Annotated in this window: 20 protein-coding genes and 1 pseudogene; 10 read left to right on the forward strand and 11 right to left on the reverse strand. The window is 65.6% G+C overall.

Features of this window, described 5'->3' with window-relative positions; genetic code table 11:
- Window positions 1-6 precede the first annotated feature (6 nt).
- From ACWDUN_RS08110 to ACWDUN_RS08120, 3 genes are all read right to left on the reverse strand, one after another.
- Window positions 7-1,176 carry a hypothetical protein gene (locus ACWDUN_RS08110; protein ID WP_449927063.1) on the reverse strand — a complete coding sequence of 390 codons (1,170 nt, stop codon included), beginning with the start codon at window positions 1,174-1,176 and terminating at the stop codon, window positions 7-9.
- Window positions 1,173-3,593 (reverse strand): S8 family peptidase, encoded by a 2,421-nt coding sequence (locus tag ACWDUN_RS08115; protein ID WP_449927066.1) that lies wholly within the window; start codon window positions 3,591-3,593, stop codon window positions 1,173-1,175. The genes ACWDUN_RS08110 and ACWDUN_RS08115 overlap by 4 nt, the downstream gene beginning before the upstream one ends.
- Before the next feature lie 130 nt (window positions 3,594-3,723).
- Window positions 3,724-4,692: an AAA family ATPase gene (locus tag ACWDUN_RS08120; RefSeq protein WP_449927069.1), complete on the reverse strand. Its 969-nt coding sequence runs from the start codon at window positions 4,690-4,692 to the stop codon at window positions 3,724-3,726.
- Between the two features lie 713 nt (window positions 4,693-5,405).
- On the opposite strand from ACWDUN_RS08120, the gene ACWDUN_RS08125 reads away from it, so the two are divergent.
- Window positions 5,406-6,413, forward strand: coding sequence for a zinc-dependent alcohol dehydrogenase family protein (locus ACWDUN_RS08125; protein WP_449927072.1), 1,008 nt, complete (start codon window positions 5,406-5,408; stop codon window positions 6,411-6,413).
- Window positions 6,414-6,419: 6 nt separating this feature from the next.
- Here the strand turns inward: ACWDUN_RS08125 and ACWDUN_RS08130 are convergent, their stop codons facing one another.
- From ACWDUN_RS08130 to ACWDUN_RS08145, 4 genes and pseudogenes are all read right to left on the reverse strand, one after another.
- On the reverse strand, window positions 6,420-7,367 hold the full coding sequence (locus tag ACWDUN_RS08130) for a GlxA family transcriptional regulator (protein ID WP_449927075.1): 948 nt from the start codon (window positions 7,365-7,367) through the stop codon (window positions 6,420-6,422).
- Window positions 7,368-7,455: 88 nt separating this feature from the next.
- Window positions 7,456-9,096, reverse strand: a complete 1,641-nt coding sequence (locus ACWDUN_RS08135; RefSeq protein ID WP_449927078.1) for an MFS transporter — start codon at window positions 9,094-9,096, stop codon at window positions 7,456-7,458.
- An 11-nt stretch (window positions 9,097-9,107) separates the two neighbouring features.
- Window positions 9,108-10,127 carry a glutaminase A gene (glsA, locus tag ACWDUN_RS08140; protein ID WP_449927081.1) on the reverse strand — a complete coding sequence of 340 codons (1,020 nt, stop codon included), beginning with the start codon at window positions 10,125-10,127 and terminating at the stop codon, window positions 9,108-9,110.
- Window positions 10,128-10,257: 130 nt separating this feature from the next.
- Window positions 10,258-11,566 (reverse strand): annotated as a pseudogene (locus tag ACWDUN_RS08145) (DUF222 domain-containing protein).
- Window positions 11,567-11,706: 140 nt separating this feature from the next.
- On the opposite strand from ACWDUN_RS08145, the gene ACWDUN_RS08150 reads away from it, so the two are divergent.
- Complete coding sequence (locus ACWDUN_RS08150) at window positions 11,707-11,976, forward strand: hypothetical protein (protein WP_449927084.1); 270 nt, start codon at window positions 11,707-11,709, stop codon at window positions 11,974-11,976.
- A gap of 36 nt (window positions 11,977-12,012) precedes the next feature.
- On the opposite strand, the gene ACWDUN_RS08155 is transcribed toward ACWDUN_RS08150, so the two are convergent.
- Complete coding sequence (locus ACWDUN_RS08155) at window positions 12,013-12,324, reverse strand: hypothetical protein (RefSeq protein ID WP_449927087.1); 312 nt, start codon at window positions 12,322-12,324, stop codon at window positions 12,013-12,015.
- Between the two features lie 16 nt (window positions 12,325-12,340).
- Entirely contained in the window at window positions 12,341-12,967 is a 627-nt protein-coding gene (locus tag ACWDUN_RS08160) for a flavodoxin family protein (protein WP_449927090.1), read from the reverse strand.
- 143 nt (window positions 12,968-13,110) lie between these two features.
- Here ACWDUN_RS08160 and ACWDUN_RS08165 point away from each other — a divergent pair, with 143 nt between their 5' ends.
- Complete coding sequence (locus ACWDUN_RS08165) at window positions 13,111-13,686, forward strand: hemerythrin domain-containing protein (RefSeq protein WP_449927092.1); 576 nt, start codon at window positions 13,111-13,113, stop codon at window positions 13,684-13,686.
- Between the two features lie 12 nt (window positions 13,687-13,698).
- Here the strand turns inward: ACWDUN_RS08165 and ACWDUN_RS08170 are convergent, their stop codons facing one another.
- Both ACWDUN_RS08170 and ACWDUN_RS08175 read right to left on the reverse strand, forming a co-directional pair.
- Window positions 13,699-14,391, reverse strand: coding sequence for a hypothetical protein (locus ACWDUN_RS08170; RefSeq protein WP_449927094.1), 693 nt, complete (start codon window positions 14,389-14,391; stop codon window positions 13,699-13,701).
- Window positions 14,392-14,444: 53 nt separating this feature from the next.
- Window positions 14,445-15,116 carry a hypothetical protein gene (locus ACWDUN_RS08175; RefSeq protein WP_449927097.1) on the reverse strand — a complete coding sequence of 224 codons (672 nt, stop codon included), beginning with the start codon at window positions 15,114-15,116 and terminating at the stop codon, window positions 14,445-14,447.
- Between the two features lie 216 nt (window positions 15,117-15,332).
- On the opposite strand from ACWDUN_RS08175, the gene ACWDUN_RS08180 reads away from it, so the two are divergent.
- The 7 genes from ACWDUN_RS08180 to ACWDUN_RS08210 are packed head-to-tail and all read left to right on the forward strand — an operon-like array spanning window position 15,333 to window position 23,346.
- A complete protein-coding gene (locus ACWDUN_RS08180) occupies window positions 15,333-15,428 on the forward strand; it encodes a potassium-transporting ATPase (protein WP_449927100.1) in 96 nt (31 codons plus the stop codon).
- Window positions 15,425-15,514: a potassium-transporting ATPase subunit F gene (locus ACWDUN_RS08185; protein WP_449927103.1), complete on the forward strand. Its 90-nt coding sequence runs from the start codon at window positions 15,425-15,427 to the stop codon at window positions 15,512-15,514. The genes ACWDUN_RS08180 and ACWDUN_RS08185 overlap by 4 nt, the downstream gene beginning before the upstream one ends.
- Entirely contained in the window at window positions 15,514-17,184 is a 1,671-nt protein-coding gene (kdpA, locus tag ACWDUN_RS08190) for a potassium-transporting ATPase subunit KdpA (protein ID WP_449927106.1), read from the forward strand. The genes ACWDUN_RS08185 and kdpA overlap by 1 nt, the downstream gene beginning before the upstream one ends.
- The gene (kdpB, locus tag ACWDUN_RS08195; protein ID WP_449927108.1) at window positions 17,184-19,310 is read left to right on the forward strand and encodes a potassium-transporting ATPase subunit KdpB; all 2,127 of its coding nucleotides are present in this window, start codon (window positions 17,184-17,186) and stop codon (window positions 19,308-19,310) included. The genes kdpA and kdpB overlap by 1 nt, the downstream gene beginning before the upstream one ends.
- Window position 19,311: 1 nt before the next feature.
- Window positions 19,312-20,148 (forward strand): potassium-transporting ATPase subunit C, encoded by an 837-nt coding sequence (locus ACWDUN_RS08200; protein ID WP_449927111.1) that lies wholly within the window; start codon window positions 19,312-19,314, stop codon window positions 20,146-20,148.
- Window positions 20,126-22,669 (forward strand): DUF4118 domain-containing protein, encoded by a 2,544-nt coding sequence (locus tag ACWDUN_RS08205; RefSeq protein WP_449927114.1) that lies wholly within the window; start codon window positions 20,126-20,128, stop codon window positions 22,667-22,669. The genes ACWDUN_RS08200 and ACWDUN_RS08205 overlap by 23 nt, the downstream gene beginning before the upstream one ends.
- Window positions 22,666-23,346 carry a response regulator gene (locus ACWDUN_RS08210; protein WP_449927117.1) on the forward strand — a complete coding sequence of 227 codons (681 nt, stop codon included), beginning with the start codon at window positions 22,666-22,668 and terminating at the stop codon, window positions 23,344-23,346. Before ACWDUN_RS08205 ends, ACWDUN_RS08210 begins: the two co-directional genes overlap by 4 nt.
- Window positions 23,347-23,362: the final 16 nt, after the last annotated feature.

Genomic DNA, 23,362 nt, shown 5'->3' on the forward strand with positions numbered 1-23,362 from the left:
GGCACTTCAACTCGGCCAAGAGTTCGACAAACCGAACAAGCCCGCGCTGCCAGCTCCCGGGGTTTCAAAAGTCTCTCCACTTTCTTGCACAGACACCACTCCGAACGGATCCGTTGTGGCTAGAGGGTGGTGCGCCCATGGATTGACCCACAGCTTCGGGAACACCGAAGCGACAGTGCGGTGGCCCAGTTGCTGCCCGAAGAGAACACCCGAAACCCGAGCACCGCGTGGGGGTGAGTTGACGTCCGCGGGTCGCCAATACCCGTTCTTAAGCCGGACAAGTCGTGCCGAATTTGTTGGTGGCGCAGAGAATTCGATTGTCTTTCGTCCAAATACAGCGTCAGTGACATCCTCTTCATCCGTGAAGCCGGTTACGCTGGCCAGAGCGACAATGAGTGGCTTGTCAAGCCTTTCGCCGTATTTCCCTCCCTTGTCCCTTAATGCCCGATGGAGGACGTCGACGTCATTCACAATGAACGTACCGCTTGGTGGGAGGATGCCGAGAAGGCGGCCGTTGCCTGTCCGCTTGGCTGGAGCTATGGGGTACGCGGTGAAACTTAGTTCCCAATCCTTTGCGTTCAGGCAGAGCGCCGGAAAATCGGAGGTGGGGGCGGCGTCCGCATCTAACCCTGCCAACCACGATCTGAGGGGTCGCGTAATATCGCTTACCCGAGGTTGTTGTGTTCCGCTGTTTACGATTCGCAATCCGATGTAGAAATTGGGGTCATTAACCTCGTTAATAGCGTCGTAGATCCATGCCTGGCCGCTCCAGTCCTGCTCCCCGGAGTGCGACCGCGGGGAGACAACGGTGCACTCCACGTAGACGGCTGTAGATCCATCGGAAACAAGAAAATCAGGACGTGTGTCAATGCTGGAGTTCGGCAACTCAGGATGCACCTGCACCTGATAGCCCAGCGCCCGGTACATCGCGAATACGTAGAGTTCCCACCAGGCGCCAAAATGCTTGCTGTATGTCGCGCTCATGAACTCGTTCTTCAGCTTCTGCTTTTCCGTGGCTGGGTAGAGGGTGAACCAGCTCTCCAGAAGATTCCGGATATTCTCGGCCTCAGGCCAAGCAGATCTATTCAGAAAGTCGTATGAGCTTTCCCTGTACCGCGCCGGAGTGCCATCTATGCGTGCAGCGTCGTCAAATAGCTTGATCGAAATTTTGCTCATGCTCCGGAAATCCGAGTTGGGATTGGAACCGCCAGTTGGGTTGCAATAGGCGTGTAGAGATCTACACCTTGCTCGGCGGTGCGCAACGACAGAATGAGTGCGTAGCGCACGGGAATGTCGCGGCGATCCAGTCGCCTATTATTCTTCCACCAACCGCCGACGGGGTAGACCGCGACCGAGTTACATTGCGCTAGTTCAATTCCCGTCCCAGTCCACTCATCCTGGTGTAGCGATCCGAGGCCACGCTGGCGCTCGCCAAGGAGCCAGCGATCGGATGTGGTTGCCGCCGACCCACCATCTTCCTGCGCTTGCGCATCGCGATTGATGCGGTTGATGAACTCCTGGCGAGTCTCAAGCTGCCCCTGCAGGTCGAATTGCAGTGAGTGCGAGGCGTACGCGTAGCGGTTTCGCCATCCGCGACGAGAGGCGGAGGGTTCGATGAAGTAAGACAAGGTGACTCGCAGTCGCACATCGGCGCCGCCGAGATCCTCGAGCGCCTCACGCGGCCACGGCAACGTGTGCAGCCGGAATTGCCTCATGCGGAAGTCGGCACCTTCAAACGGTACAAACTGGTCTTGAGTGAGCAGGGTGACAGCTCGCCGAGTCGAGTTGAGGACTGATTCTGCTCCCGGCACACCCCAGCCATAACGCCGCAACTGCTCAAGCCGCATCTTCTTTGGCTGTTGGGGCCTGATCCTGCGGTCCATAGCGGCTGTCCACTCCGCTTCATGGGTCAATAGGCCACGGATCGACTCAGGCCAATAATCGGGATATCGATCCATTGCCAAGGCGGCGAGCCTCGCAGCCTGAGCGGTCGCGGCACTCGTGGCATTGGCGGATGTCAGCGATATGTCGCTTGTGTTGCTGGTAGAGCGCAGGGAAAGAATGGGGAGTCGGTCCTCGAAAGTCTGAGCACCGTCGGCGAGCACATTGCCGCCCTCCATACAGATGTCCGGCTTAATCGGCGCCCTGCGGTGACTGAACATCATCGACGTACGACTGTGAGGCGACAGCTCGCCAGGATCAGCCAAGGGCATCCAGCCGGAATACTGCGGATGTTGCGGGACTCCCACAAGGTCGGTGTATGCACCGACAGTCAGGGCGTTCCATGCCTGCGCCGGGTCTTCAATCGCCGCAAGGTCGGAGTTGTCGAGGTGATTCTCGGCGTAGAAATCCACATTGCCGGCCGCGACAACGATGAGTCTTGACGCTTCAGGATCTGGCGCAGAAATCAATTGGAACTGATCACCTTCCCGGTCCGAGTCCGTCCCGACCGCCAAAGCGTCGACGGCAGCAGACCATAGCGTTGGCTCTCCAGGGTTATCTGCCGTGGTACTGAGCGTTAATGCGAAAACGCGTCTGCGCCCATTTGCGACCTCCGGCAACGCGACCGCCTGAACGGTGGCGCTGCCATAGTCCAACGGATCCAGCATGCCTTCCCCGGGACCCGGTTTCATGCGCACTGACTCGAGACGATGGCGCAGCACGACCCGATCGCCGTTCTGAAACGCTGCGTCTAAGTCACCAAAGAGAGCAAGGCCGGCCATAGACGTGCCGTGCCCCCGACGATCCATGTCATTGCCGGATACTCCAATAATCGTGTGTAGATCAGACGGAGCAAGCGACTCCGCCAGGAGCACGTGACTGCGAAGTACTCCGGTGTCGAGATGGCATACGGCAGGGGCATTTTCGTCGGCACCGTCGATACGCTCGGAGAGTTCGTAAACGTACTCTTCCTGTTCTGCGACCGAAAGGTCTTCAATTGTTTCTATGAATTCCGGTCGCCGGATCTCAGCCAACGGGACGACAGTGAAGGGAAGAGGCTCGAGCTCCGCCCAGGTTGCCTCGATCCAGAAAACCGCACGGTCTCGAAATCGGAATGAACGGGGCAGTATCCGTAACTGGTGCGCCTCAGCGAACCCCTGAATCTTGTCGGTGTGCTCACTGGCGGTATCGAGCCACAGTTCCCACCAATGCCGCCCTCTCCGCGGGGGCTCTGATTCCGACGTCCACAGATCCGCGAGAACTGCCGTCCGGATACGAGAGATGTTCGCAACCAGATCCTGGTTCCTCGGTTCCCCCTTTTCTGTCGACTCAGCAAGATAGTCCTGAAAGAGCTTCATAAAAGCGGGACGGTGATCATCAGACACCCACACCGTCGCGCGCTCAGGGTCGGTTGCTGTTGCCTCCCGCACCGACAGAAGCAGCCAACGCGGCCGCTTGGGCACCTTCCGATGCCGAGTCAGACTGTTGAGCGAATCAAGTTTTATTGGATACGCAGCGCCTTCGCCCTCAAGCACGATGATCGTGCCCTGTGCACGCAGGGCCTCGTCGGGCATCGCTGCGGTCGTCCGCTCGGCTTCGGAAGCTGTGATTGAGTCCTCAAGCTCGCCATAGAGCGAGGCTCCATGGGACATACGATCGACGGTCCGCCGCCTCGAACCACCTCCACCGCCGCCCGAATAGCGGCGGAACTCTTCGGACGTGGAATAACCCTGTACATAGAGATGGTCGTACTGTTCTCCTCCGCCGGCGGCGCCTCCCCCATCAGCCAAGTGTCGCCGATCGTCGTGCCTTCAGAGCCACGATGACGTCATCTCGCTCCACCTGGGTCTCACCTCGCATTAACACAGCCTTCGCCGCGGACTCCGCAGCCTTCACCAGGTCAGCATGGCTCAAGCCGGTGGTATAGCTGCTGAGCTTGGCTAGATCCGTTTTCGCGGCGAGTGAACCAAGTCGAGCGCGCATCACGGTTACTGCTTGACGCGCATCAGGCAGTGTGTAATCCATCACCATGTCGAAGCGACGAAACAACGCCTTATCCAGAATGGCGCGGTGGTTCGTTGCCGCGATCACGATCGATTCCGGGCTCGAGTTCTCAAGGAACACCAGAAACGAGTTCAGTATCCGGCGCGCTTCGCCGACGTCGTTCCCCGACCGGTCTGCCCCGAGCGCGTCAAATTCGTCGAAGAGATAGACAGCTCGTTCAGCTGCGACGGCGTCGAACACGACGCGCAACTTCGCAGCCGTCTCTCCCATGAACTTGCTCAGTAGGCCGTCGAGTCGGACCGTGTACATCGGCAACGAGAGTTCCGTCGCTAGAACGGCCGCTGTCATTGTCTTCCCAGTACCAGGAGGTCCTTCGAGGAGCAGCCGATGCGACGGGGCGAAGCCATGTTCGAGCAGATTTTTTCGCTGTCGCTGCTCGGCAAGAATCTGCTTTATTTGCGCGACCCGCTCAGTCGGAGCAACTAGTTCCCGCAACTTCACCTGTGGATTGGACAGCTCGACGAGTTCGCTCAGCTCACCGCGCACCCGGGGCAGAGCGGTTACATTAGCCAGGGGCGCGCGTTCTCGCGACGAATCGACAGCCTTCTTGATGTTGTTGGCGAGGACGTGGTGCCCCTGCCTCGCCTCCCGCGCGGCAATCTGGAGAGCCACGGCGTAGAAGGCTGAGTCGTCACCCGAAGCGTGACTGCGCACCATCGCAGTGATGTGCTCGCCCAGCCCAGCCATGTTCACCTCCCCCAAGCCTTTAGTCGCCTTCGGTCTAGATGGTACGGTCCGGATCTTCGTAGTCTTCCTGGTTCGGCCACGTTCGATGTGCCGTCCCCAAATGGCCTCACGCACGGTATTGCGCGTTCATAGAAGCACACAACGCCGACCAGTCCAGTGCGAACCGAGTCCGGTACCCAAGAAGCGTGTCCGATAGTCAATCAAGGTAGCCAACCCCGGTGACTTCGGCATTCCCAAACCACCGCAACACAACCTTCGCTCGGGTTGCCTGGTGTCGTCCTTCGCGACTCAGAAGTCGGCGGACACGGACTCGGCGATACCGCAGTGCTTCCATTCAGCCTTGGCGCCGACCAACACCACCAACACTAAATCCGCAGCTAGAGACGGTACAGCTAACAGCTATCGCCAACACCCAACGCAACAAACATCCAGTTCAGAGGATTTTAAGTCCGCTGCCTCTGCCAATTGGGCTATGGGGGCGTTGCAGATCAGAGGGTACTTCAGGCCGTCTCGCCCACATCGCGACGTCCCGATTACCGCAGCGCCGCCGGCGCTACTCGCCGCTGACCACCTCGGCACCGTCACGTCGTGTCACTATCCTCGCGGATATTGGCATTCCCGCCACTGGAACGCACCGGCCGCGCCGTCGACACTTGGAAGAACCGCCCGACTTCACGCGTTAAGGACGCAGACCCACGATGAGGAATAGGTACATGACCGATCAGATGAAGGCTGTCGTGCTCACCCGCTTCGGAGGGTCTGATGCGTTCGAGCTACGCGACGTCCCCGTACCGGACGTCGGGCCCCGCCAGGTGCGGGTGCGCGTCCATGCGACCGCCGTCAACCCGCTCGACTATCAAATCCGTCGCGGAGACTACGCCGAGCTGGTGCCGCTGCCGGCGATCATCGGGCACGACATCTCCGGCGTCATCGAGGAAGTCGGCAGCCACGTAACGGAGTTCGGCGTCGGCGACGCGGTGTACTACACGCCTCAGATCTTCGGTGGCCCCGGCTCCTACGCCGAGCAGCACGTCGCCGACGTCGACCTCGTCGGCCGCAAGCCGGACAACGTCAGTCACCTGGAGGCGGCCAGCCTGACTCTCGTCGGCGGAACGGTCTGGGAGTCCCTGGTGACGCGGGCCCAGCTCACCGTGGGAGAGACGATCCTCATCCATGGCGGCTCGGGCGGTGTCGGCACCATCGCGATTCAGATCGCCAAGGCGATCGGTGCAAGGGTGATCACCACCGCGAGATCGGGCGACCATGACTTCGTGCGCTCGCTCGGAGCGGACGCGGCCATCGACTACGCGTCCACGGACTACGTCGATGCCGTCGCCGAGATCACGCGCGGCAACGGGGTCGACGTCGTCTACGACACGATCGGTGGCGACGCCCTCACCCGGAGCCCGCTGACGCTCGCCGACTCCGGACGTGTGGTCAGCATCGTCGATATCGCCCAGCCGCAGAACCTCATCGAGGCATGGGGCCGCAACGCCGCGTATCACTTCGTCTTCACCCGGCAGAACCGCGGAAAACTCGACGCACTCACCACTCTCGTCGAGCGCGGTCTGGTCAAGCCGGTCATCGGGGCGACCCTTCCACTCGCCCGAACCGGTGAGGCACACGAACTCCTGGAGGACCGGCGCTCGTATGCGCTGCGCGGCAAGGTCGCCATCGACGTGGCGGGCGAGACGGTGGACCTTCCCCCTCGCGCCTCGTAGCGGCGGTCAGTTCCGCCCGCAGAAGGTGGCGCGGTACTCCGAGGGCGATACATCCAGCAGCCGGCGGAAATGCAGACGGAGGTTCGATCCCGTTCCCAGGCCCACGTTTTCGGCGATGCGGTCCACCGGCAGCCTCGTGCTCTCCAGCAGTTCGCGGGCGGCGTCGACCCGCGCCCGCAGAATCCATTGCAGCGGCGTGGTACCGGTCTCCTCGGCGAAGCGACGCAGAAACGTGCGCGGTGACATCCGCGCGTGGTCGGCCAGAGCGGCGAGCGTGAGCTGCTGGTCGAGCCGCGTCAGCGCCCATTCACGCGTCGCGGCAAGGGATTCGCCGTGGACTTCCGAGCTGGTCTTCGGCAGGTACTGGGCCTGTCCCCCGGCCCGGTACGGCGCGGTGACGAGTCCGCGCGCGATCTCGTTGGCCGCGCTGACGCCGAGGTCGCGCCGGACGATGTGCAGGCACAGATCCAGGCCGGCCGCGGCGCCCGCCGATGTGAGGACGGATCCCTCGTCGACGAACAGCACGTTCGGCTCGACCGTGATCTGCGGATGGCGCTGCGCGAGTTTATCCGCCGCATCCCAGTGGGTCGTCGCCCGCAGCCCGTCGAGCAGGCCGGCATCCGCGAGGGCGAACGCGCCGTAACAGATCGACACCATGCGCGCCCCGCCCGCCGCCGCGCTGCGCAGCGCTTCACCCACCTCCGGCGGTATCGGCCGACCCGCCGGCGCGTAGCCCGGGACGACGACCGTGTCGGCATCGGCCAGCGCCTCCAGACCCCGCGCGACCGAGTAACCGAAGCTTCCGTGCGACGGCACGGTTCCGGCGGTGACCCCGCACGCCGTCACCTCGTAGGGAAATCCGGTCTCCGGGTGGAACACCTCGGCCGGGATCCCCACGTCCAGCGGCAGCGCCCCTTCGAGCAGGAGGACCACCACCCGATGCGGTCGCGCCATGTCCGGACTCCGTTCGGATCGACGCCCGCCGACCGTGTCATCATCCTCGCATGTGTGCGCATTACCGCCAACGGCCTCCGATCGAGAGTCAGTGCTCCGGCGGACCGCCGGTGGCCGGAACTGTTGCGGCACCGACGTTCTCGGGGATCTCGTCCGGGCGGTAGCCGGGCAGCCGGGATGCCGGCAGGATGGCGACGACGCTGACACCGGCCAGGATGAGCAGTCCCAGTTTGAGGGCCCGCAACCGGGCGTCGGTGTTGATCTGCACGGCGGCGGCGACCTCCGCCTCGGACGCATCGGTCCTGGACAGCACCTCGCGCAGCTGGTCGTTGCTGACGAAGTTGACCTGGTCGAGGTCGACCTGCGCGATCAGCCGGTCCGGGATCTCGACGTCGTTGATCACCGCCTGACCGACGTTGAGCGACAGGATCCCGACCAGCATGGCGCCGGCGATCGCGGTACCGACCGCCGAGGCGAGGTTCTGGGTAGTGCCGCGCACCGAGCCGACGTCACCGGCCAGTTCCTTGGGCGCGGCGGTCACCAGGACGTTGAACACCAAGGTGACCAGGGCGCCCTGGCCGATACCGAAGACGATGAGACCGATGATGGTCGGCGCGGTCTCCCAGTTGTTGGTGACGACCACCGACAACCACACCAACGCAATGGTGGTCAGGGTGAAGGAGAAGACGCCGATGGCCCGTGGGGTGAATCGCTTGTAGAACCGCACCACCAGCGTCGCGGTGATGAACACCGTCAGGTTGAACGGCAACATCGCCAGGGACGTGTCAAAAGGTGTGCGGCCCTGCACGATCTGGATGTACAGCGGCACCGTGAAGTTCAGGGCCGCCTCCAGCGCGACGACGATGAACATGGCGTACACCGCGGCGCGTTCCCGGGGCGATCCGAGCACGGACAGGCTGACCAGCGGCACCTTGCCGGACTCGGTGCGCCGCCGCGTCCACACGAAGAAGGCCTGTCCCAGCACGATTCCGAGCAGCACCAGCACCGGCGCCGGTGACAGGCCGAGCAGGTCGAACGGCGCGTCGGCCGAAGCCTGCAGCAGGCCCCATCCGTTCAGATTGTTGAAGCCGAGGGTCAGCGACATGATGGCTACGCCGATCAGCAGGGCCGCCACGATGTCGATGTCCACGGATTTGTCACCGGCGGCCGACTGCAACCGGAAGCTGAATACGAACACCGCGATCGCGAGGGCCAGCACGATGAGGAACACCGGTCGCCATCCGACGAACGTGCCGAGCGTGCCACCGATCAGGAATGCGCTGACACCGGACAAGGCCCGCGCCGAACCGAGCGAACCGACCGCCGTAGCCTGTTGTTCGCCTCGGTAATTCGCGGCGATCAGGGCGACGAGCGACGGCACGATGATCGCCGCCGAGGCACCCGCCACCGCCTGCGCGGCGATCACCCAGCCGACCGACGGTGACAGCACCATCATCAGCGCGGACCCGGCGAACGCGGCGACCACCACCCGGAAGACGACGATCCAGCCGATCCGTTGGCCCAGTTTGGCGCCCACCATCACCAGGGCCGCGACCACCAGCCCGTAGGTCACGATCGCGGTGCTCACCGCGGTGGGTGGCACGCCGAAGTCCTCGACCATGCCGCCGATCGAAACCGGAAGCGCGGCAACGTTGAACGACATCAACATCTGGGCAAGGAACAGTCCCACCATGGGAAGCCAGGACGCGCGTTCCTGACCACTCGTCATCGGCTGAGCGTTCACCGGCGGTTCCTCCTCTGCGCTGACAGGGTGTGTGCTTGTGAGGCAAAGATGTTGAGTCCCAACACGCGTGACAGGTAGGCGGTGGCACCCTGCCCGCGCACACTGTTACCCGCCGGATCCAACGGCGGCGAGAACGTACCGATACCGGCCTTGCCCGGCGCGACGGTGACCAGACCTCCGGCGACACCGGACTTACCCGGCAAGCCGATCTCGAACAGCCACTCCCCGGACCGTTCGTAGGCGCCGTTGGCCGCCAGGATGGCCAGGGTGTCGCGACAGACCCCCGCCGAGACGACCCGCCGCCCCGTCACCGGGTTGATGCCGCCGTCGGCCAGCGTCGCACCCATGATCGCCAGGTCTTTTGCCGTCACCCGCAAGGCGCACTGGCGGGTGTAGACGTCGACCACCGCCAGTGGATCCAGGTCGAGGCGACCGTAGCTTTCCAGTAGCCGGGCGATGGCCCGGTTACGTTGATTGGTCTGGGCTTCGGACCGGTAGACCTCCTCGTCCAGTTCCAAGGACCGCCCGGCGAACTCCGACAATCCGCTGACGATGTGGGCCCACTGTGCATCCGGAGTGACTCCTGGGATCAATGCCGTCGTGGCGATGGCACCGGCATTCACCATCGGGTTCATCGGATGGCCGTCGTTGAGTTCGATGGCGATGACCGAATTGAACGGCAGCCCGGTGTTGTTCACCCCGATGCGTTCCGCTACGGCTTGGTGGCCGAGCTGTTCGCACACCAGCGCGTAGACGAACGCCTTCGAGATCGATTGGATCGAGAATTCGATATCGCAGTCACCGGCGGTGTGCACTTCCCCGTCCACCTCGGCGACGCAGACCCCGAACCAGTGCGGATCGGCATCGGCCAGCGCCGGAATGTAGTCCGCGACCACACCGCCGGTATCGGCCTTGCAGCGCCGGTGCGCGGCCTCGACCAGGGATTCGACCTCAGACCATTCCGGCAGATCACCGGTATACGCCGCTTGCGCAACGTCGCCCACCTCGACATCCATCGCCGGGTCCCCTCCATGGCGTATCGACTGGCCAGGCCACGCCGCAACGCGCGGATAGCACGAAGCCTAGGCAACAGAACGCCGTGATGGGACGGTTCGCGGTGAACACGTTTCGGCCGCGGAGGCGCAGCTAATTGTCCGGTGTTGGCGGAGGCTTCGGTCGAAAGGGGGTGTACCACATCCATTGGGCCTTCTCCCCCGACGGACCGCGGCACGGTGCCACATGCGGGGGCGGCCCGGTCGGTGGGCGCGCCAGCGACGCGGCGGTCAACGTGCGGCCCCACCGGTCGGTCACGACAAGCTGCCCGGCCGGACCGATGATGGTGATCTCACCGCGATGGTGCAACCGATGATGAAAAGGACACAACAAGATCAAATTGTCCAGCTCGGTCGCCCCGCCATGCTCCCAATGCACCAGATGATGCGCATGCAACCCACGCGTGGCCCCACACCCAGGCACCCGACACGTCGGGTCCCGATGCTCCAACGCCCGACGCAACCGCCGACTGATCGTGCGCGTGGCCCGACCCGCCCCGATCGGAACACCGTGACGCTGCAACCACACCTCACACGTGGCATCACAAAGCAACAACTGACGCTCCGCATCAGAGAGCACCGGACCCAAATGCAGCGCCGCCGAACGCTTGTCGGCGTCATAATGCACCACCACCGTGGTGCGCGCCCCATGCGGGCGCGCCGCCACATCGGCATCCCAGCCGGCCTCGATCACACTCATGAACGCATCCACATTGTCCGGGAACGGTGCCGCCGGATCGGCCGGCAACCCCGTATCAACCTCGACCCGGTCGGTGGCGGCCTCACGCACCTGCTGGGCCTCGCGGTCGCGCGTCCAGCCCGCCACCAACGCGTCCTTGTGAGGCCAGCGCGGCATCAACCTTGGCCGCCTCCAACTTCGGCAACCGGATCTTGTAGGTGGTGTACCCGTCACGCTCCCAGCTGGAAAACGACCGCTTCGGCTCCCGCTCGGGCTCCTTGTCCGGGCGCGGTTCCTGCCTGACCGCGGTCCGCAACTGCGTCACCGTGGCGGTCTTGGCCAACTCGGCATAGTGATCATCGGAGCCATCGGCGGCATGCTCGGCGATCACCCCGAACTGATCGATCGACAACTGCCCCTCCCGCAGACTCGCAGCCAACCGGGGAAACACCTCCAAACGCTGCGCGATCGCCACCACCACCTCGGCGTTACGCGGTGACATACCGAACCGCCACGCCACCAACTCCCCCAACGACCGACACCCGGTATGACCCCACAGCGAAGGACCCGCCCCGCCATCGATCTCGGCCACGATCTCCACCAACCGGCCATCCACGGCGTTACGTTGGCCGATCAGCTCAGCGGCCTCGTCATACAACCGCAACAACCGATCCGACACCGCATCGACCACATCAGCCGCGTATGGCGTTGTCGGAGGAGGCATATCACCATCCTAAAGAGGAGGTCCGACAAGTAGTCGCGCCGAGAATCCGCCCTGCCAGATGAGAATTCGCTCATCTTCAGCTCCGCACCTTCTCATCTGATCGCGTCAAGGTGGAACCTATCCGAACACGAGGAGACACCATGAAGACCATCGCCAAACTCGCGATCCTGGGCGCCACAGTCGGCGGGATGAGCATCGCCGGTGCTGCGACCGCCGTCGCCGAGCCGAAGACGGTGAACATGACCACCGTCTCGACCGACGCCCCGTTCGACGACTTCGACGATTACGTGCGCGGCGAGATCCACCAGCACATCGCGGGTTGGCCGGGTTGGCACCACAATTGGCATCCCGGCGAGTGGCGCGATGACGACTGGAACGACGACTGGGATGACGACGGCTGGGACGACTAGTGGCGGGAAACCGTCAGTGTCGTCGACGGGATGCCGTCAGCTGGTCGGCGGCTCGTACGGCACCTCGGGGTGCTCGCGATGCCAATCCTGTTCGCGCTCTTTGACCTTGCGGTGTGTGCGGTTCAGCCACGTCAGACCGCCACCGATCAGCAGCAGGGCAAGTATGACCGCGACGATACCGGTGGCGGTGCTCCCGTTGGCGAACGAGAACAGTCCGATCACCATGGCGAGCACGCCCAAGCCCACCGAGACGATGCCCGGCGCGTTCTTCCCGGCTTTCATCGCCTCGCCGGCATGCTGCCGGTAGGTACGAGCGTGATCGACTGGGTCTCCTGAATGGTCAGGCATGACGGCCTCCCTCACGTTATTGATAAGCCGGATACTGGGACTGCTTCAGCACGCGCGCCAGATGCACCGCGTTGCGCGCCGCGGCAGCGGTGGTGGATGCCACCTGTTCGGGGATCTCGTCGAGGTCGTTGAAGTCCTCGGATCCCATTGCCGGGCCGGTCCAATACGTGCAGCCCTGCGCGGGAATGCTGAAGCCCACATCGTTGAGACCCTGGAAGACGTCGGCGACCACCTTGTGCGCGCCGTCCTCGTTACCGACGACGCTGACCAAAGCCACCTTGCCGACCATGGCCGGCCGGCCCTGATCATCGGTGGTGGACAGATCCGCGTCCAGGCGTTCGAGCACCCGCTGCGTCACCGAGGATGGATGCCCCAGCCAGATCGGCGTGCTGAGCAACAGGATGTCGGCCGCGAGGACCTTATCCCGGATCTGCGGCCACTGGTCGCTGTCACCCATATCGACCTCCACACCGGGAGCGATGTGGAAGTCCACGCAGCGCACCAGCTCACATTCGGCGCCCTCTTTGCGCAGGTTCTCGAAGACGTGCTCGGCCATCGCCTGGCTGCTCGACGGTCCCGGGCTGGGTTTCAGGCTGCATACCAGGGCGATCGCGCGAACGGGCGTGGCCTCGACATTGGTCATGGTTGCGAGATACCCGCTGCGGAGCCACCCAAACGGGCGGGACCGTTTCACGGCAGGCGAGGCGGGTATGCCCTCTGACAGCGCGGCCGCACAGCCACGTGCTGCGCACAGCCCAACAAACCACTGCAGTAGGGAGATTCGTCATGACTGCACCTGCCATCAATACCGCCGGCGACGTCGTCGAGTACCTCCGAAGCCAGCACCAGACGATTCGGGACCTGTTCACCGAAACCCTGGACGCCGCGGACGCCGAAACTCGGGAAGCGGCCTTCACCAAGCTGCGCACCATGCTCGCGGTGCACGAGACCGCCGAGGAAATGGTGGTCCACCCCCGTGTCCGTCGCAAGGTCGACGGCGGGGAACAGATCGTCGAGGCGCGGCTGGCCGAAGAGCACGACGCCAAGGTGTTGCTGCGGGATATCGAGGAGCTCCCCCGCGACAGCGCCGAGTTCAGCAAGGCGCTGATCCACCTTCAGGCGGCGGTGCTCAAGCACGCCGAGGCCGAGGAGAAATTGGAGTTCACGGAGCTGGAGGCCGAGCTCGACAAGGAGGAGCTCGCCAAACTGGCCCAGGCCGTCGAGGTCGCCGAGCGCATCGCGCCCACCCACCCGCATCCGGGTGTCGAATCCGGCGCCGCCAACTTCGCCGCGGGCCCGTTCGCCTCGGTCCTGGATCGGGCGCGTGACGCGCTCAGCGGCGCCGTCGGCAACCGGTCCTGACCGCCACCGGCCTCACGCCGTCGGCGCCTCCCAGACCGAGGCGTCGACCGGCGTGCCGGTGACCATCTCGACGGCCTGGAAGATGAACTCGTCCTCGGTCATGCCACCGTCGGTGGCGACCTGCGACAACGCCTCGTTGATCAGCGGAAAACCGGCGGCCAGATCGAATGTCCAGCCCGCCGGGGTCCGGACGAACTCCCAGTCCGCACCGGCGGGCTCGCCTTCCACCAGCATCGGGGCGTACGCCCGGTCGCCTTCGATGCGCACCTCGCCAAGGGTGTTGCCCTCCAGTGCGGCGGCGTCGATCATGCCCTCGTTCACGCCGTAGGACAGCAGCCCGGCCCCGTCCATGGTGTCGAAGTCCGGCGGTGTCTCCACCCGCATCCTGGCGATCATCAGCCGGTCCATCACACCGGCCTGCGCGACCTCCGCGGGCCCCGCGGTACGCGCCAGATTCACCACCGTGTCGTAGTGCTCGATGGTCGCGAGGCTGATCAGGGCCGGCACCGCCGCTCCGTTCTGGGCCCCCGCCTCGACGCGGTACTGCTCGAAGACCGACTTCACGGCCTCGGCGTCGGCCGCGGGATCGACCGCTTGTTCGGTACTGGCGGGACTGACCGGTGCCCCGTCCAGTTCACGCTCCCCTGCACATCCGCTGAGCAGCGCTGTCATTGCCAAGAATCCCGCCGCCAGGTGCAGACGCACCGGATCACCTCCGCGTCACAAAGTCGTTGTCATCGCAAACTGTAACCCGAGGCTCACAGGCGCGCCGGGCCCAGCGTCACCGCCGGCCGGGGCAACCGCCACCGGGCACAACCGTCGTCGAGGGCGTCCTCCACCGCCGAAGCGACCGTGGTCAACTCCTGTTTGTCGCAACGTAACCATGCCGTCGCCGAGCCGCCGACGAGGCCGATCCGCATCACCTCCACACCCTGGCTGCGCATACCGGCGATGCGGCCGAGCAGTCGACCGGTCGCCGCCGCCCACGCCTCGGGTCCCGAATCGCCTACCTCGCAATGCATCCCGACGACGTCCACAGTGGCGGGCTGCGCCGGCGCCCGGCAGGCGAGGTCGACGTGCACCGAAGCCGCGCCGCCGGGGACCGCGGCCAGGTGCCGGAGGTGGTGTTCCTGGGAGACGACGAACCGACTGACCCCATTTGCCAGAGCGCCCGAGATGTTCACCGCGGTCGCTCCGCAGCGCCACACGACCTGTTCGGCGGGCACCCCGCACCCGCGGACGAGTCCCAGCTCGGCGAACCCATCCGCGTGCACCGTCACGCCGTGTGCGCGCACCCACGCCGCCACCATCGGATCGACCAGTACCGCCGCAGGCAGTCCGCATCCGGCCCGCGGCAACACCCTCCGCATCGTCCGCACCGCAGCAGGTAACCGGTGCGGTCGAGTCGTGTGCACATCCAGAACCGTCATGGCTTCCGGTGTACGCACGCAGGCTGGCCGCCACCTGTGCGTAGCCGGAGATCACGTTCAGAAACCTCCTCGCATGGACTCCGTAAAGATGACGTCGATGGGCGTCAAGGAACCATCAACGCCCAGTTCACGGGCCGAATTCGGTCGTAGTTTGGCGTTCGCCACCGCTGCGGAACCGGGCGGGGTGCCAACTTGAGCAGGAGAGCTGATTCCGTCGTGACGACCATCGTGTCCGCCGCCGTCTTCCTCGCGCTGACCATCGCAATCTTCGCGTTGCTCGGCCTGGTGCAGAGGTTGGTCGAGCGGCTGTGAATTTCGCCAACAGTGCCGGCCTCGTGCTGGCCATCCTCATCACGCTGTTCCTGTTCGCTGCGCTGCTGTTCCCGGAGAGGTTCTAGTGTCCGCGACCACCGCGGGGGTTCTGTTCCTCGCCGCACTCGTCACCGCGCTGGCCGTCACCCATGTGCCGCTCGGTGACTACATGTACCGGGTGTACAACGCCCCGAACGACTCTCGCATCGAACGCGGCATCTACCGCCTGATCGGGGCCGATCCGAAGGCCGAACAGAGCTGGGGTTCGTATGCCCGCAGCGTGCTGGCCTTCTCCGCCGTGAGCATCGTGTTCCTGTTCATCTTCCAACTGGTGCAGGGCAAACTACCGCTGCACCTGAACGATCCGGGCACCGAGATGACCCCGGCGCTGGCCTGGAACACCGCCGTCAGCTTCGTGACGAACACCAACTGGCAGGCCTATTCCGGCGAGTCGACCCAGGGCCACCTGGTGCAGATGGCCGGACTGGCGGTGCAGAACTTCGTCTCGGCCGCCGTCGGCATGGCCGTGGCCATCGCGTTCGTGCGGGGTCTGGTCCGGCGCAGCACCGGCGATCTGGGCAACTTCTGGGTCGACCTGGTGCGCGGCTGTCTGCGAATCCTGTTGCCACTGTCGGTCATCGGCGCGATCGTGCTGATCGCCGGCGGGGTGATCCAGAACTTCTCGGTCCACGATCAGGTGATCGACACGATCACCGGTGGCCGGCAGACCCTTCCGGGCGGGCCGGTGGCCAGCCAGGAGGTCATCAAGGAACTGGGCACCAACGGCGGCGGCTTCTACAACGCCAACTCCGCGCATCCGTTCGAGAACCCGACGGCATGGACCAACTGGGTCGAGATCCTGCTCATCTGCCTGATCCCGTTCGCGCTGCCGCGCACCTTCGGCCGGATGGTCGGCAGCAGGCGTCAGGGTTACGCGATCGTCGCCGCGATGACGACGATCGCCACCGTCAGCGTCAGCCTGCTGATGCTGTTCCAGCTGCAGGCCCACGGCACGGTGCCGACCGCGGTGGGATCAGCCATGGAAGGTGTCGAACAGCGCTTCGGCGTGGCCAACTCGGCGGTGTTCGCCGCCGCGACCACGCTGACCTCGACCGGGGCGGTGGACTCGTTCCACGACTCCTACACCAGCCTCGGTGGCCTGATCACGATGTTCAACATGCAACTGGGCGAGGTCGCCCCCGGCGGTGTCGGCTCCGGTCTGTACGGCATGCTGATCCTGGCCATCATCACCGTGTTCGTCGCCGGGCTGATGGTCGGGCGCACCCCGGAGTATCTGGGCAAGAAGATCACCCCGCGCGAGATCAAGTTCGCCGCAACGTACTTCCTGATCACCCCGCTGCTGGTGCTCACCGGGACGGCGACGGCGATGGCCATGCCGGGCCAGCGGGAAAGCATGTTGAACACCGGCCCGCACGGGCTCTCCGAGGTGCTCTACGCGTTCACCTCGGCATCCAACAACAACGGCTCGGCCTTCGCCGGCATCAGCGTCAACACCGAGTGGTACAACACCGCACTCGGGCTGGCCATGGTGTTCGGCCGGTTCCTACCGATCATCCTGGTGCTGGCGCTGGCGGGTTCGTTTGCCGCCCAGCCCAAGACGCCCGAGTCCGTCGGCACACTGCCCACCCACCGCCCGCAGTTCGTCGGGTTGGTCGTCGGGGTCACCGTCGTCCTGGTCGCCCTGACCTTCCTGCCCATGCTCGCGCTCGGTCCACTCGCTGAAGGAATTCACTGATGTCCACCGCCACCGTCGACGCGACTGCCCCCACACAGCCGCGCACCCCGAAGAACACCGTGCAGGGCGGACTGCTGGACCCGCACATGCTGTGGAAGTCCCTGCCCGACGCGCTAAGCAAACTCGATCCCCGCGCGTTGTGGCGCAACCCGGTGGTGTTCATCGTCGAGATCGGCGCCGCCTGGAGCACCGTGCTGGCGGTCACCGACCCGTCGTGGTTCGCCTGGCTGATCGTCGGATGGCTGTGGCTGACCGTCATCTTCGCCAACCTGGCCGAGGCGGTCGCCGAGGGACGGGGCAAGGCGCAGGCCGACAGTCTGCGCAAAGCCAAGACCGACACCATGGCGCGCCGCGTCACCGACTCCGGTGACGAGGAGCAGATCGCCGCACCGCTGCTGCAGCAGGGCGATGTCGTCATCGTCGAAGCGGGACAGACGATCCCCGGTGACGGCGACGTCATCGAGGGCATCGCCTCGGTCGACGAGTCGGCCATCACCGGTGAGTCCGCCCCGGTGGTTCGTGAATCGGGCGGTGACCGCTCGGCGGTCACCGGTGGCACCACCGTGCTGAGTGACCGCATCATCGTCAAGATCACCCAAAAGCCCGGCGAGAGTTTCATCGACCGGATGATCGGCCTCGTCGAGGGCGCCAACCGGCAGAAGACACCCAACGAGGTGGCGCTGAACATCCTGCTCGCCTCGCTGAGCATCATCTTCGTCTTCGCCGTCGCCACCCTGCAGCCATTGGCCATCTTCTCCAAGGCCAACAATCCCGGTGTGCCGGATTCGTTGTCGCTCACCGGCGACGGTGTCACCGGCATCGTGATGGTCGCCCTGCTGGTATGCCTGATCCCGACCACCATCGGCGCGCTGCTGAGCGCCATCGGCATCGCCGGCATGGATCGCCTGGTGCAGCGCAACGTGCTGGCAATGTCGGGCCGTGCGGTCGAGGCCGCCGGTGACGTCAACACGCTGCTGCTCGACAAGACCGGCACCATCACCCTGGGCAACCGGCAGGCCGCGGCGTTCGTCGCGCTGACCGGTGTCGCCGAGGCCGAATTGGCCGACGCCGCACAGCTGTCCAGCCTGGCCGACGAGACCCCCGAGGGCCGCTCCATCGTGGTCTTCGCCAAACAGGCATACGGGTTGCGCGCGCGAACCCCCGGCGAGCTCGGCCACGCGCATTGGGTCGAATTCAGCGCCACCACCAGGATGTCCGGAGTCGATGTCGATGGTCACCGGTTGCGCAAGGGCGCGGCCGGGTCGATCGCCGAGTGGATCCGCTCCGAGGGCGGGATGGTGCCCGCCGAACTCGACGATCTCGTCGGCCAGATCTCCACGGCCGGCGGCACCCCGCTGGCCGTCGGCGAGGTCCGCGACGGTCGCGCCCGCGCACTGGGCGTCATCCACCTCAAGGACGTGGTCAAGCAGGGCATGCGGGAACGCTTCGATGAGATGCGCCGCATGGGGATTCGCACCGTCATGATCACCGGCGACAACCCGATGACCGCCAAGGCGATCGCGGACGAGGCGGGCGTCGACGACTTCCTGGCCGAGGCCACCCCCGAGGACAAGATGGCACTGATCAAAAAGGAACAGGCCGCCGGGTTACTGGTCGCCATGACCGGTGACGGCACCAACGACGCTCCCGCGCTTGCCCAGGCCGATGTCGGCGTGGCGATGAACACCGGCACCTCGGCGGCCAAAGAGGCCGGCAACATGGTCGATCTGGACTCCGACCCGACCAAGTTGATCGAGATCGTCGAGATCGGCAAGCAACTGCTGATCACCCGCGGCGCGCTGACCACCTTCAGCATCGCCAACGACATCGCCAAGTACTTCGCCATCATCCCGGCGCTGTTCGTCGCGTTGTTCCCCGGCCTGGACCTGCTGAACATCATGCGCCTGCACAGCCCCCAGTCGGCGATCCTGTCGGCGGTGATCTTCAACGCGGTGGTGATCGTCGTGCTGATCCCCTTGGCCCTCAAGGGTGTGCGCTACACACCGGCCAGTGCGTCGAAGCTGTTGAGCCGCAACCTGTTCATCTACGGCCTCGGCGGCGTCATCGCACCGTTCGCCGGCATCAAGCTGATCGACCTGGTCGTCCGACTCTTCCCAGGAATGTGACATGAACATCGCCAATCTGCTCCGCCAACACGCCGCGGCATTGCGCGCCCTGCTGGTGCTCACCGTCATCCTCGGGATCGCCTACCCGGTGTTCATCTGGCTGGTGGCCCAACTGCCGGGCCTGCGTGACAACGCCGACGGCTCGCTGATCGAAGCCGACGGGACGGTGGTGGGCAGCAGCCTGATCGGGCAGGCGTTCACCGATGACGCGGGAAACCCGTTGCCGCAGTATTTCCAGCCCCGCCCGGGTGGCTATGACCCGCTGGCCACCGGCGCCTCCAATCTGGGGCCGGAGGACGTCGTCGACACGGCCGATCGGACCAGCCTGCTCACCGACGTGTGCACCCGCAGCCTCGCGGTCGGCGAGTTCAACGGCGCGAGCGGAGCCCGGCCGTTCTGCACGGCCGACGGTGTCGGCGCGGTGCTCTCGGTGATCGGCCCGCGCGACGCACGCGGTGCGGTGACCGCACCCACCGACGTCATCAGCGTCAACCAACTCTGCCCCGCGACGCCGTTCCTCGCCGCCTATGACGGCGTGCGGGTGCGGTGCAATGACGGCAGCGACCACACCAGCGGCCAGATTGTCCCGGTGCACGGGCCGGCCGTCGACCCGCAGGTACCCGCCGATGCCGTCACCGCCAGTGGCAGCGGACTGGACCCGCACATCTCCCCCGCCTACGCCGCACTGCAGGTCGACCGGGTGGCCCGAACCCGCGGCATCAGCCCCGAGCAGGTCCGGGCGCTGGTCGCCGAGCACACCGAGGGCCGCGCGCTCGGGTTCATGGGCGCGCCGCGGGTCGACGTCCTGGCGCTGAATGTGGCGCTGGACGGAGGATGATGGGCTGGTGACCGACCGACCGAAACGCGGGGAGCTGCGCATCTACCTGGGCGCAGCTCCCGGCGTCGGCAAGACCTTCGCCATGCTCGGCGAGGCGCACCGCCGGCTGGAACGCGGCACCGACCTGGTGGCCGCGGTCGTCGAGACGCACGGAAGGACCAAGACCGCCGAGCTGCTCGACGGAATCGAGATCGTGCCGGCGAAGTTCATCGAGTACCGCGGCAGCACATTCGCCGAACTCGACGTCGATGCCGTCCTGGCGCGACGGCCCCAGGTGGTGCTGGTCGACGAGCTGGCCCACACCAACACCCCGGGCAGCGCCAACCCCAAGCGCTGGCAGGACATCGAGCAACTGCTGGCCGCCGGCATCACGGTGATCACCACCGTCAACGTGCAGCACCTGGAAAGCCTCAACGATGTGGTCACCCAGATCACCGGGATCGAACAGCAGGAAAAGGTGCCCGACGAGGTGGTGCGTTCCGCCGATCAGGTCGAGCTGGTCGATATCACCCCGGAAGCGTTGCGGCGCAGGCTTTCTCACGGCAACGTGTACTCCCCCGAGCGTATCGACGCCGCGTTGTCGAACTACTTCCGCCGCGGAAACCTCACCGCGCTTCGGGAACTGGCGCTGCTGTGGCTCGCCGACCAGGTCGACGCGGCGCTGGCCAAGTACCGTTCCGACAACAAGATCACCGCGACCTGGGAGGCCCGCGAACGGGTCGTCGTCGCGGTCACCGGCGGCAAGGAATCCGAGACACTGGTGCGCCGTGCCTCGCGGATCGCCTCGAAATCCAGTGCCGAACTGATGATCGTGCACGTGGTGCGCGGTGACGGCCTGGCCGGGGTGTCCAGCGCCCGTGCCTCGGGCGCGATGGACCGGGTACGCGAGCTCGCCGGCAGTCTCGGGGCCACCCTGCACACGGTCGTCGGCGATGACGTGCCCGCCGCGCTGCTGGATTTCGCGCGCACCATGAACGCCACCCAACTCGTGCTCGGCACCTCGCGGCGCTCGCGCTGGGCGCGCATCTTCGACGAGGGCATCGGCGCCACCGTGGTGCAGCACTCCGAGAGCATCGACGTGCACATGGTCACCCACGACGAGGCGGGCCGCGGGGCGACGCGGCACGCCCCGACACCGTGGCAACACTCGGCGCTGTCGTGGGCGGCGGCGGTGCTGGTGCCGACGGTGCTGTGTGCCCTGACGGTGCTGCTGCTGGATCCGTACCTCGGCCTCAGCGGTGAGAGCGCACTGTTCTTCATCGGCGTGCTCGCCGTGGCGCTGCTGGGCGGCGTGGCGCCGGCCGCGCTGTCGGCGGTGTTGTCGGGTCTGCTGCTCAACTACTTCCTGGCCGAACCGCGGCACACCTTCACGATCTCCGAACCCGACAGCGCCATCACCATCGCCGTGCTGGGACTGATCGCCGTCGCGGTCGCCGCTCTGGTGGACGGGGCCGCGAAACGGGCCCGCGAGGCCCGGCGCGCCTCCCAGGAGGCTGAATTGCTGGCGCATTTCGCCGGTTCGGTGCTGCGCGGCGCGGATCCGACCGCCCTGCTGGAGCGGGTCCGTGAGGTCTACTCGCAGGATTCGGTGAGCCTGCTGCGGAACCGCGAGGACGACACCGAGGTCGTCGCGTGCGCCGGCGCGAACCCGTGCGTGACGGTCGAACGCGCCGACACCGCGATCGAGGCCGGCGACGACGAATTCTGGCTGTTGCTTGCCGGGCGCCGGCTGGCCGCCCGTGATCGCCGGGTGCTCGGCGCCGTCGCCCGCCAGGCCGCCGGACTGGTCCGCCAGCGCGAACTGATCTCAGAGGCCGGCCGCGCCGAGGCGATCGCCCGCGCCGACGAGCTGCGCCGCTCGCTGCTGTCGGCGGTCAGCCACGATCTGCGCACCCCGCTGGCCGCGGCCAAGGCCGCGGTGTCGAGCCTGCGCAGTGACGATGTCGGCTTCTCGCCCGAGGACACCGCCGAACTGCTGGCCACCGTCGAGGAATCCGTCGATCAGTTGACCGCGCTGGTGGGCAATCTGCTGGACTCCTCGCGGCTGGCCGCCGGGGTGGTCAAACCGGAACTGCGCCGGGTCTACCTGGAAGAGGCCGTGCAGCGCGCGTTGCTGGGAATCAGCCGCAGCACCACAGGTTTCGGGCTGGACCGGGTGAAGGTGGAGGTCGGGGACGCGGTCGCGCTGGCCGATGCCGGGCTGTTGGAGCGAGTGCTGGTGAACGTCATCGACAACGCGCTGCGCTACGGCGGCGACGGCCCGGTGCGGGTCACCGCGGGGCGGGTGGGTGACCGCGTGCTGATCAACATCGCCGACGAGGGTCCCGGCATTGCGCGCGGCGCCGAGGATCAGCTGTTCGCACCGTTCCAGCGACTCGGCGATCAGGACAACACCACCGGCGTCGGCCTGGGCCTGTCGGTGGCCAATGGTTTTGTCACCGCCATGGGCGGCACCATCACGGCCACCGACACCCCCGGTGGCGGCCTGACCGTCGTCATCGAGCTCGGAGCAGTCGCGTGACGCGGGTTCTGGTGATCGACGACGAACCGCAGATCCTGCGTGCGTTGCGGATCAACCTGTCGGTGCGCGGTTATGAGGTGAGCACGGCGGCCACCGGGGCGGAGGCGCTGCGCGCGGCCGCCGACCACCGCCCCGACGTGGTGATCCTGGATCTCGGCCTGCCCGATATGTCCGGTATCGACGTGCTGGCCGGACTGCGCGGCTGGCTCACCGCACCGGTGATCGTGCTCTCGGCACGCACCGACTCCTCGGACAAGGTGGAGGCGTTGGACGCCGGCGCCGATGACTATGTCACCAAACCGTTCGGCATGGACGAGTTCCTGGCCCGGCTGCGCGCCGCCGTGCGCCGCGCCAGCACGGCCACCGAGGACGATCAGCCGGTTGTCGAAACATCGTCGTTCACAGTTGATCTGGCCGCGAAGAAGGTCACCAGAAGCGGCACCGAGGTGCACCTGACGCCCACCGAATGGGGCATGCTGGAGATGCTGGTGCGCCACCGCGGCAAGCTGGTCGGCCGCGAGGAACTGCTCAAGGAGGTGTGGGGCCCGGCGTACGCCAAGGAGACCCACTACCTGCGGGTGTACCTCGCGCAGTTGCGCCGCAAGCTGGAGGTGGATCCGTCCCACCCGAAGCACCTGATCACCGAGGCCGGAATGGGATACCGCTTCCAGGAGTAGCGCCACAAGGGATGAT

The sequence above is a fragment of the Mycobacterium sp. NPDC003323 genome, assembly GCF_053589535.1.

What these genes read in the sequence shown, in the direction of transcription:
- ACWDUN_RS08110 (WP_449927063.1), bottom strand. Translation starts at nt 1,176, where the DNA reads ATGAGCAAAATTTCGATCAAGCTATTTGACGACGCTGCACGCATAGAT.
- ACWDUN_RS08115 (WP_449927066.1), bottom strand. Translation starts at nt 3,593, where the DNA reads ATGTCCCATGGAGCCTCGCTCTATGGCGAGCTTGAGGACTCAATCACA.
- ACWDUN_RS08120 (WP_449927069.1), bottom strand. Translation starts at nt 4,692, where the DNA reads ATGGCTGGGCTGGGCGAGCACATCACTGCGATGGTGCGCAGTCACGCT.
- ACWDUN_RS08125 (WP_449927072.1), top strand. Translation starts at nt 5,406, where the DNA reads ATGACCGATCAGATGAAGGCTGTCGTGCTCACCCGCTTCGGAGGGTCT.
- ACWDUN_RS08130 (WP_449927075.1), bottom strand. Translation starts at nt 7,367, where the DNA reads ATGGCGCGACCGCATCGGGTGGTGGTCCTCCTGCTCGAAGGGGCGCTG.
- ACWDUN_RS08135 (WP_449927078.1), bottom strand. Translation starts at nt 9,096, where the DNA reads ATGACGAGTGGTCAGGAACGCGCGTCCTGGCTTCCCATGGTGGGACTG.
- glsA (WP_449927081.1), bottom strand. Translation starts at nt 10,127, where the DNA reads ATGGATGTCGAGGTGGGCGACGTTGCGCAAGCGGCGTATACCGGTGAT.
- ACWDUN_RS08150 (WP_449927084.1), top strand. Translation starts at nt 11,707, where the DNA reads ATGAAGACCATCGCCAAACTCGCGATCCTGGGCGCCACAGTCGGCGGG.
- ACWDUN_RS08155 (WP_449927087.1), bottom strand. Translation starts at nt 12,324, where the DNA reads ATGCCTGACCATTCAGGAGACCCAGTCGATCACGCTCGTACCTACCGG.
- ACWDUN_RS08160 (WP_449927090.1), bottom strand. Translation starts at nt 12,967, where the DNA reads ATGACCAATGTCGAGGCCACGCCCGTTCGCGCGATCGCCCTGGTATGC.
- ACWDUN_RS08165 (WP_449927092.1), top strand. Translation starts at nt 13,111, where the DNA reads ATGACTGCACCTGCCATCAATACCGCCGGCGACGTCGTCGAGTACCTC.
- ACWDUN_RS08175 (WP_449927097.1), bottom strand. Translation starts at nt 15,116, where the DNA reads ATGACGGTTCTGGATGTGCACACGACTCGACCGCACCGGTTACCTGCT.
- kdpB (WP_449927108.1), top strand. Translation starts at nt 17,184, where the DNA reads ATGTCCACCGCCACCGTCGACGCGACTGCCCCCACACAGCCGCGCACC.
- ACWDUN_RS08200 (WP_449927111.1), top strand. Translation starts at nt 19,312, where the DNA reads ATGAACATCGCCAATCTGCTCCGCCAACACGCCGCGGCATTGCGCGCC.
- ACWDUN_RS08205 (WP_449927114.1), top strand. Translation starts at nt 20,126, where the DNA reads ATGTGGCGCTGGACGGAGGATGATGGGCTGGTGACCGACCGACCGAAA.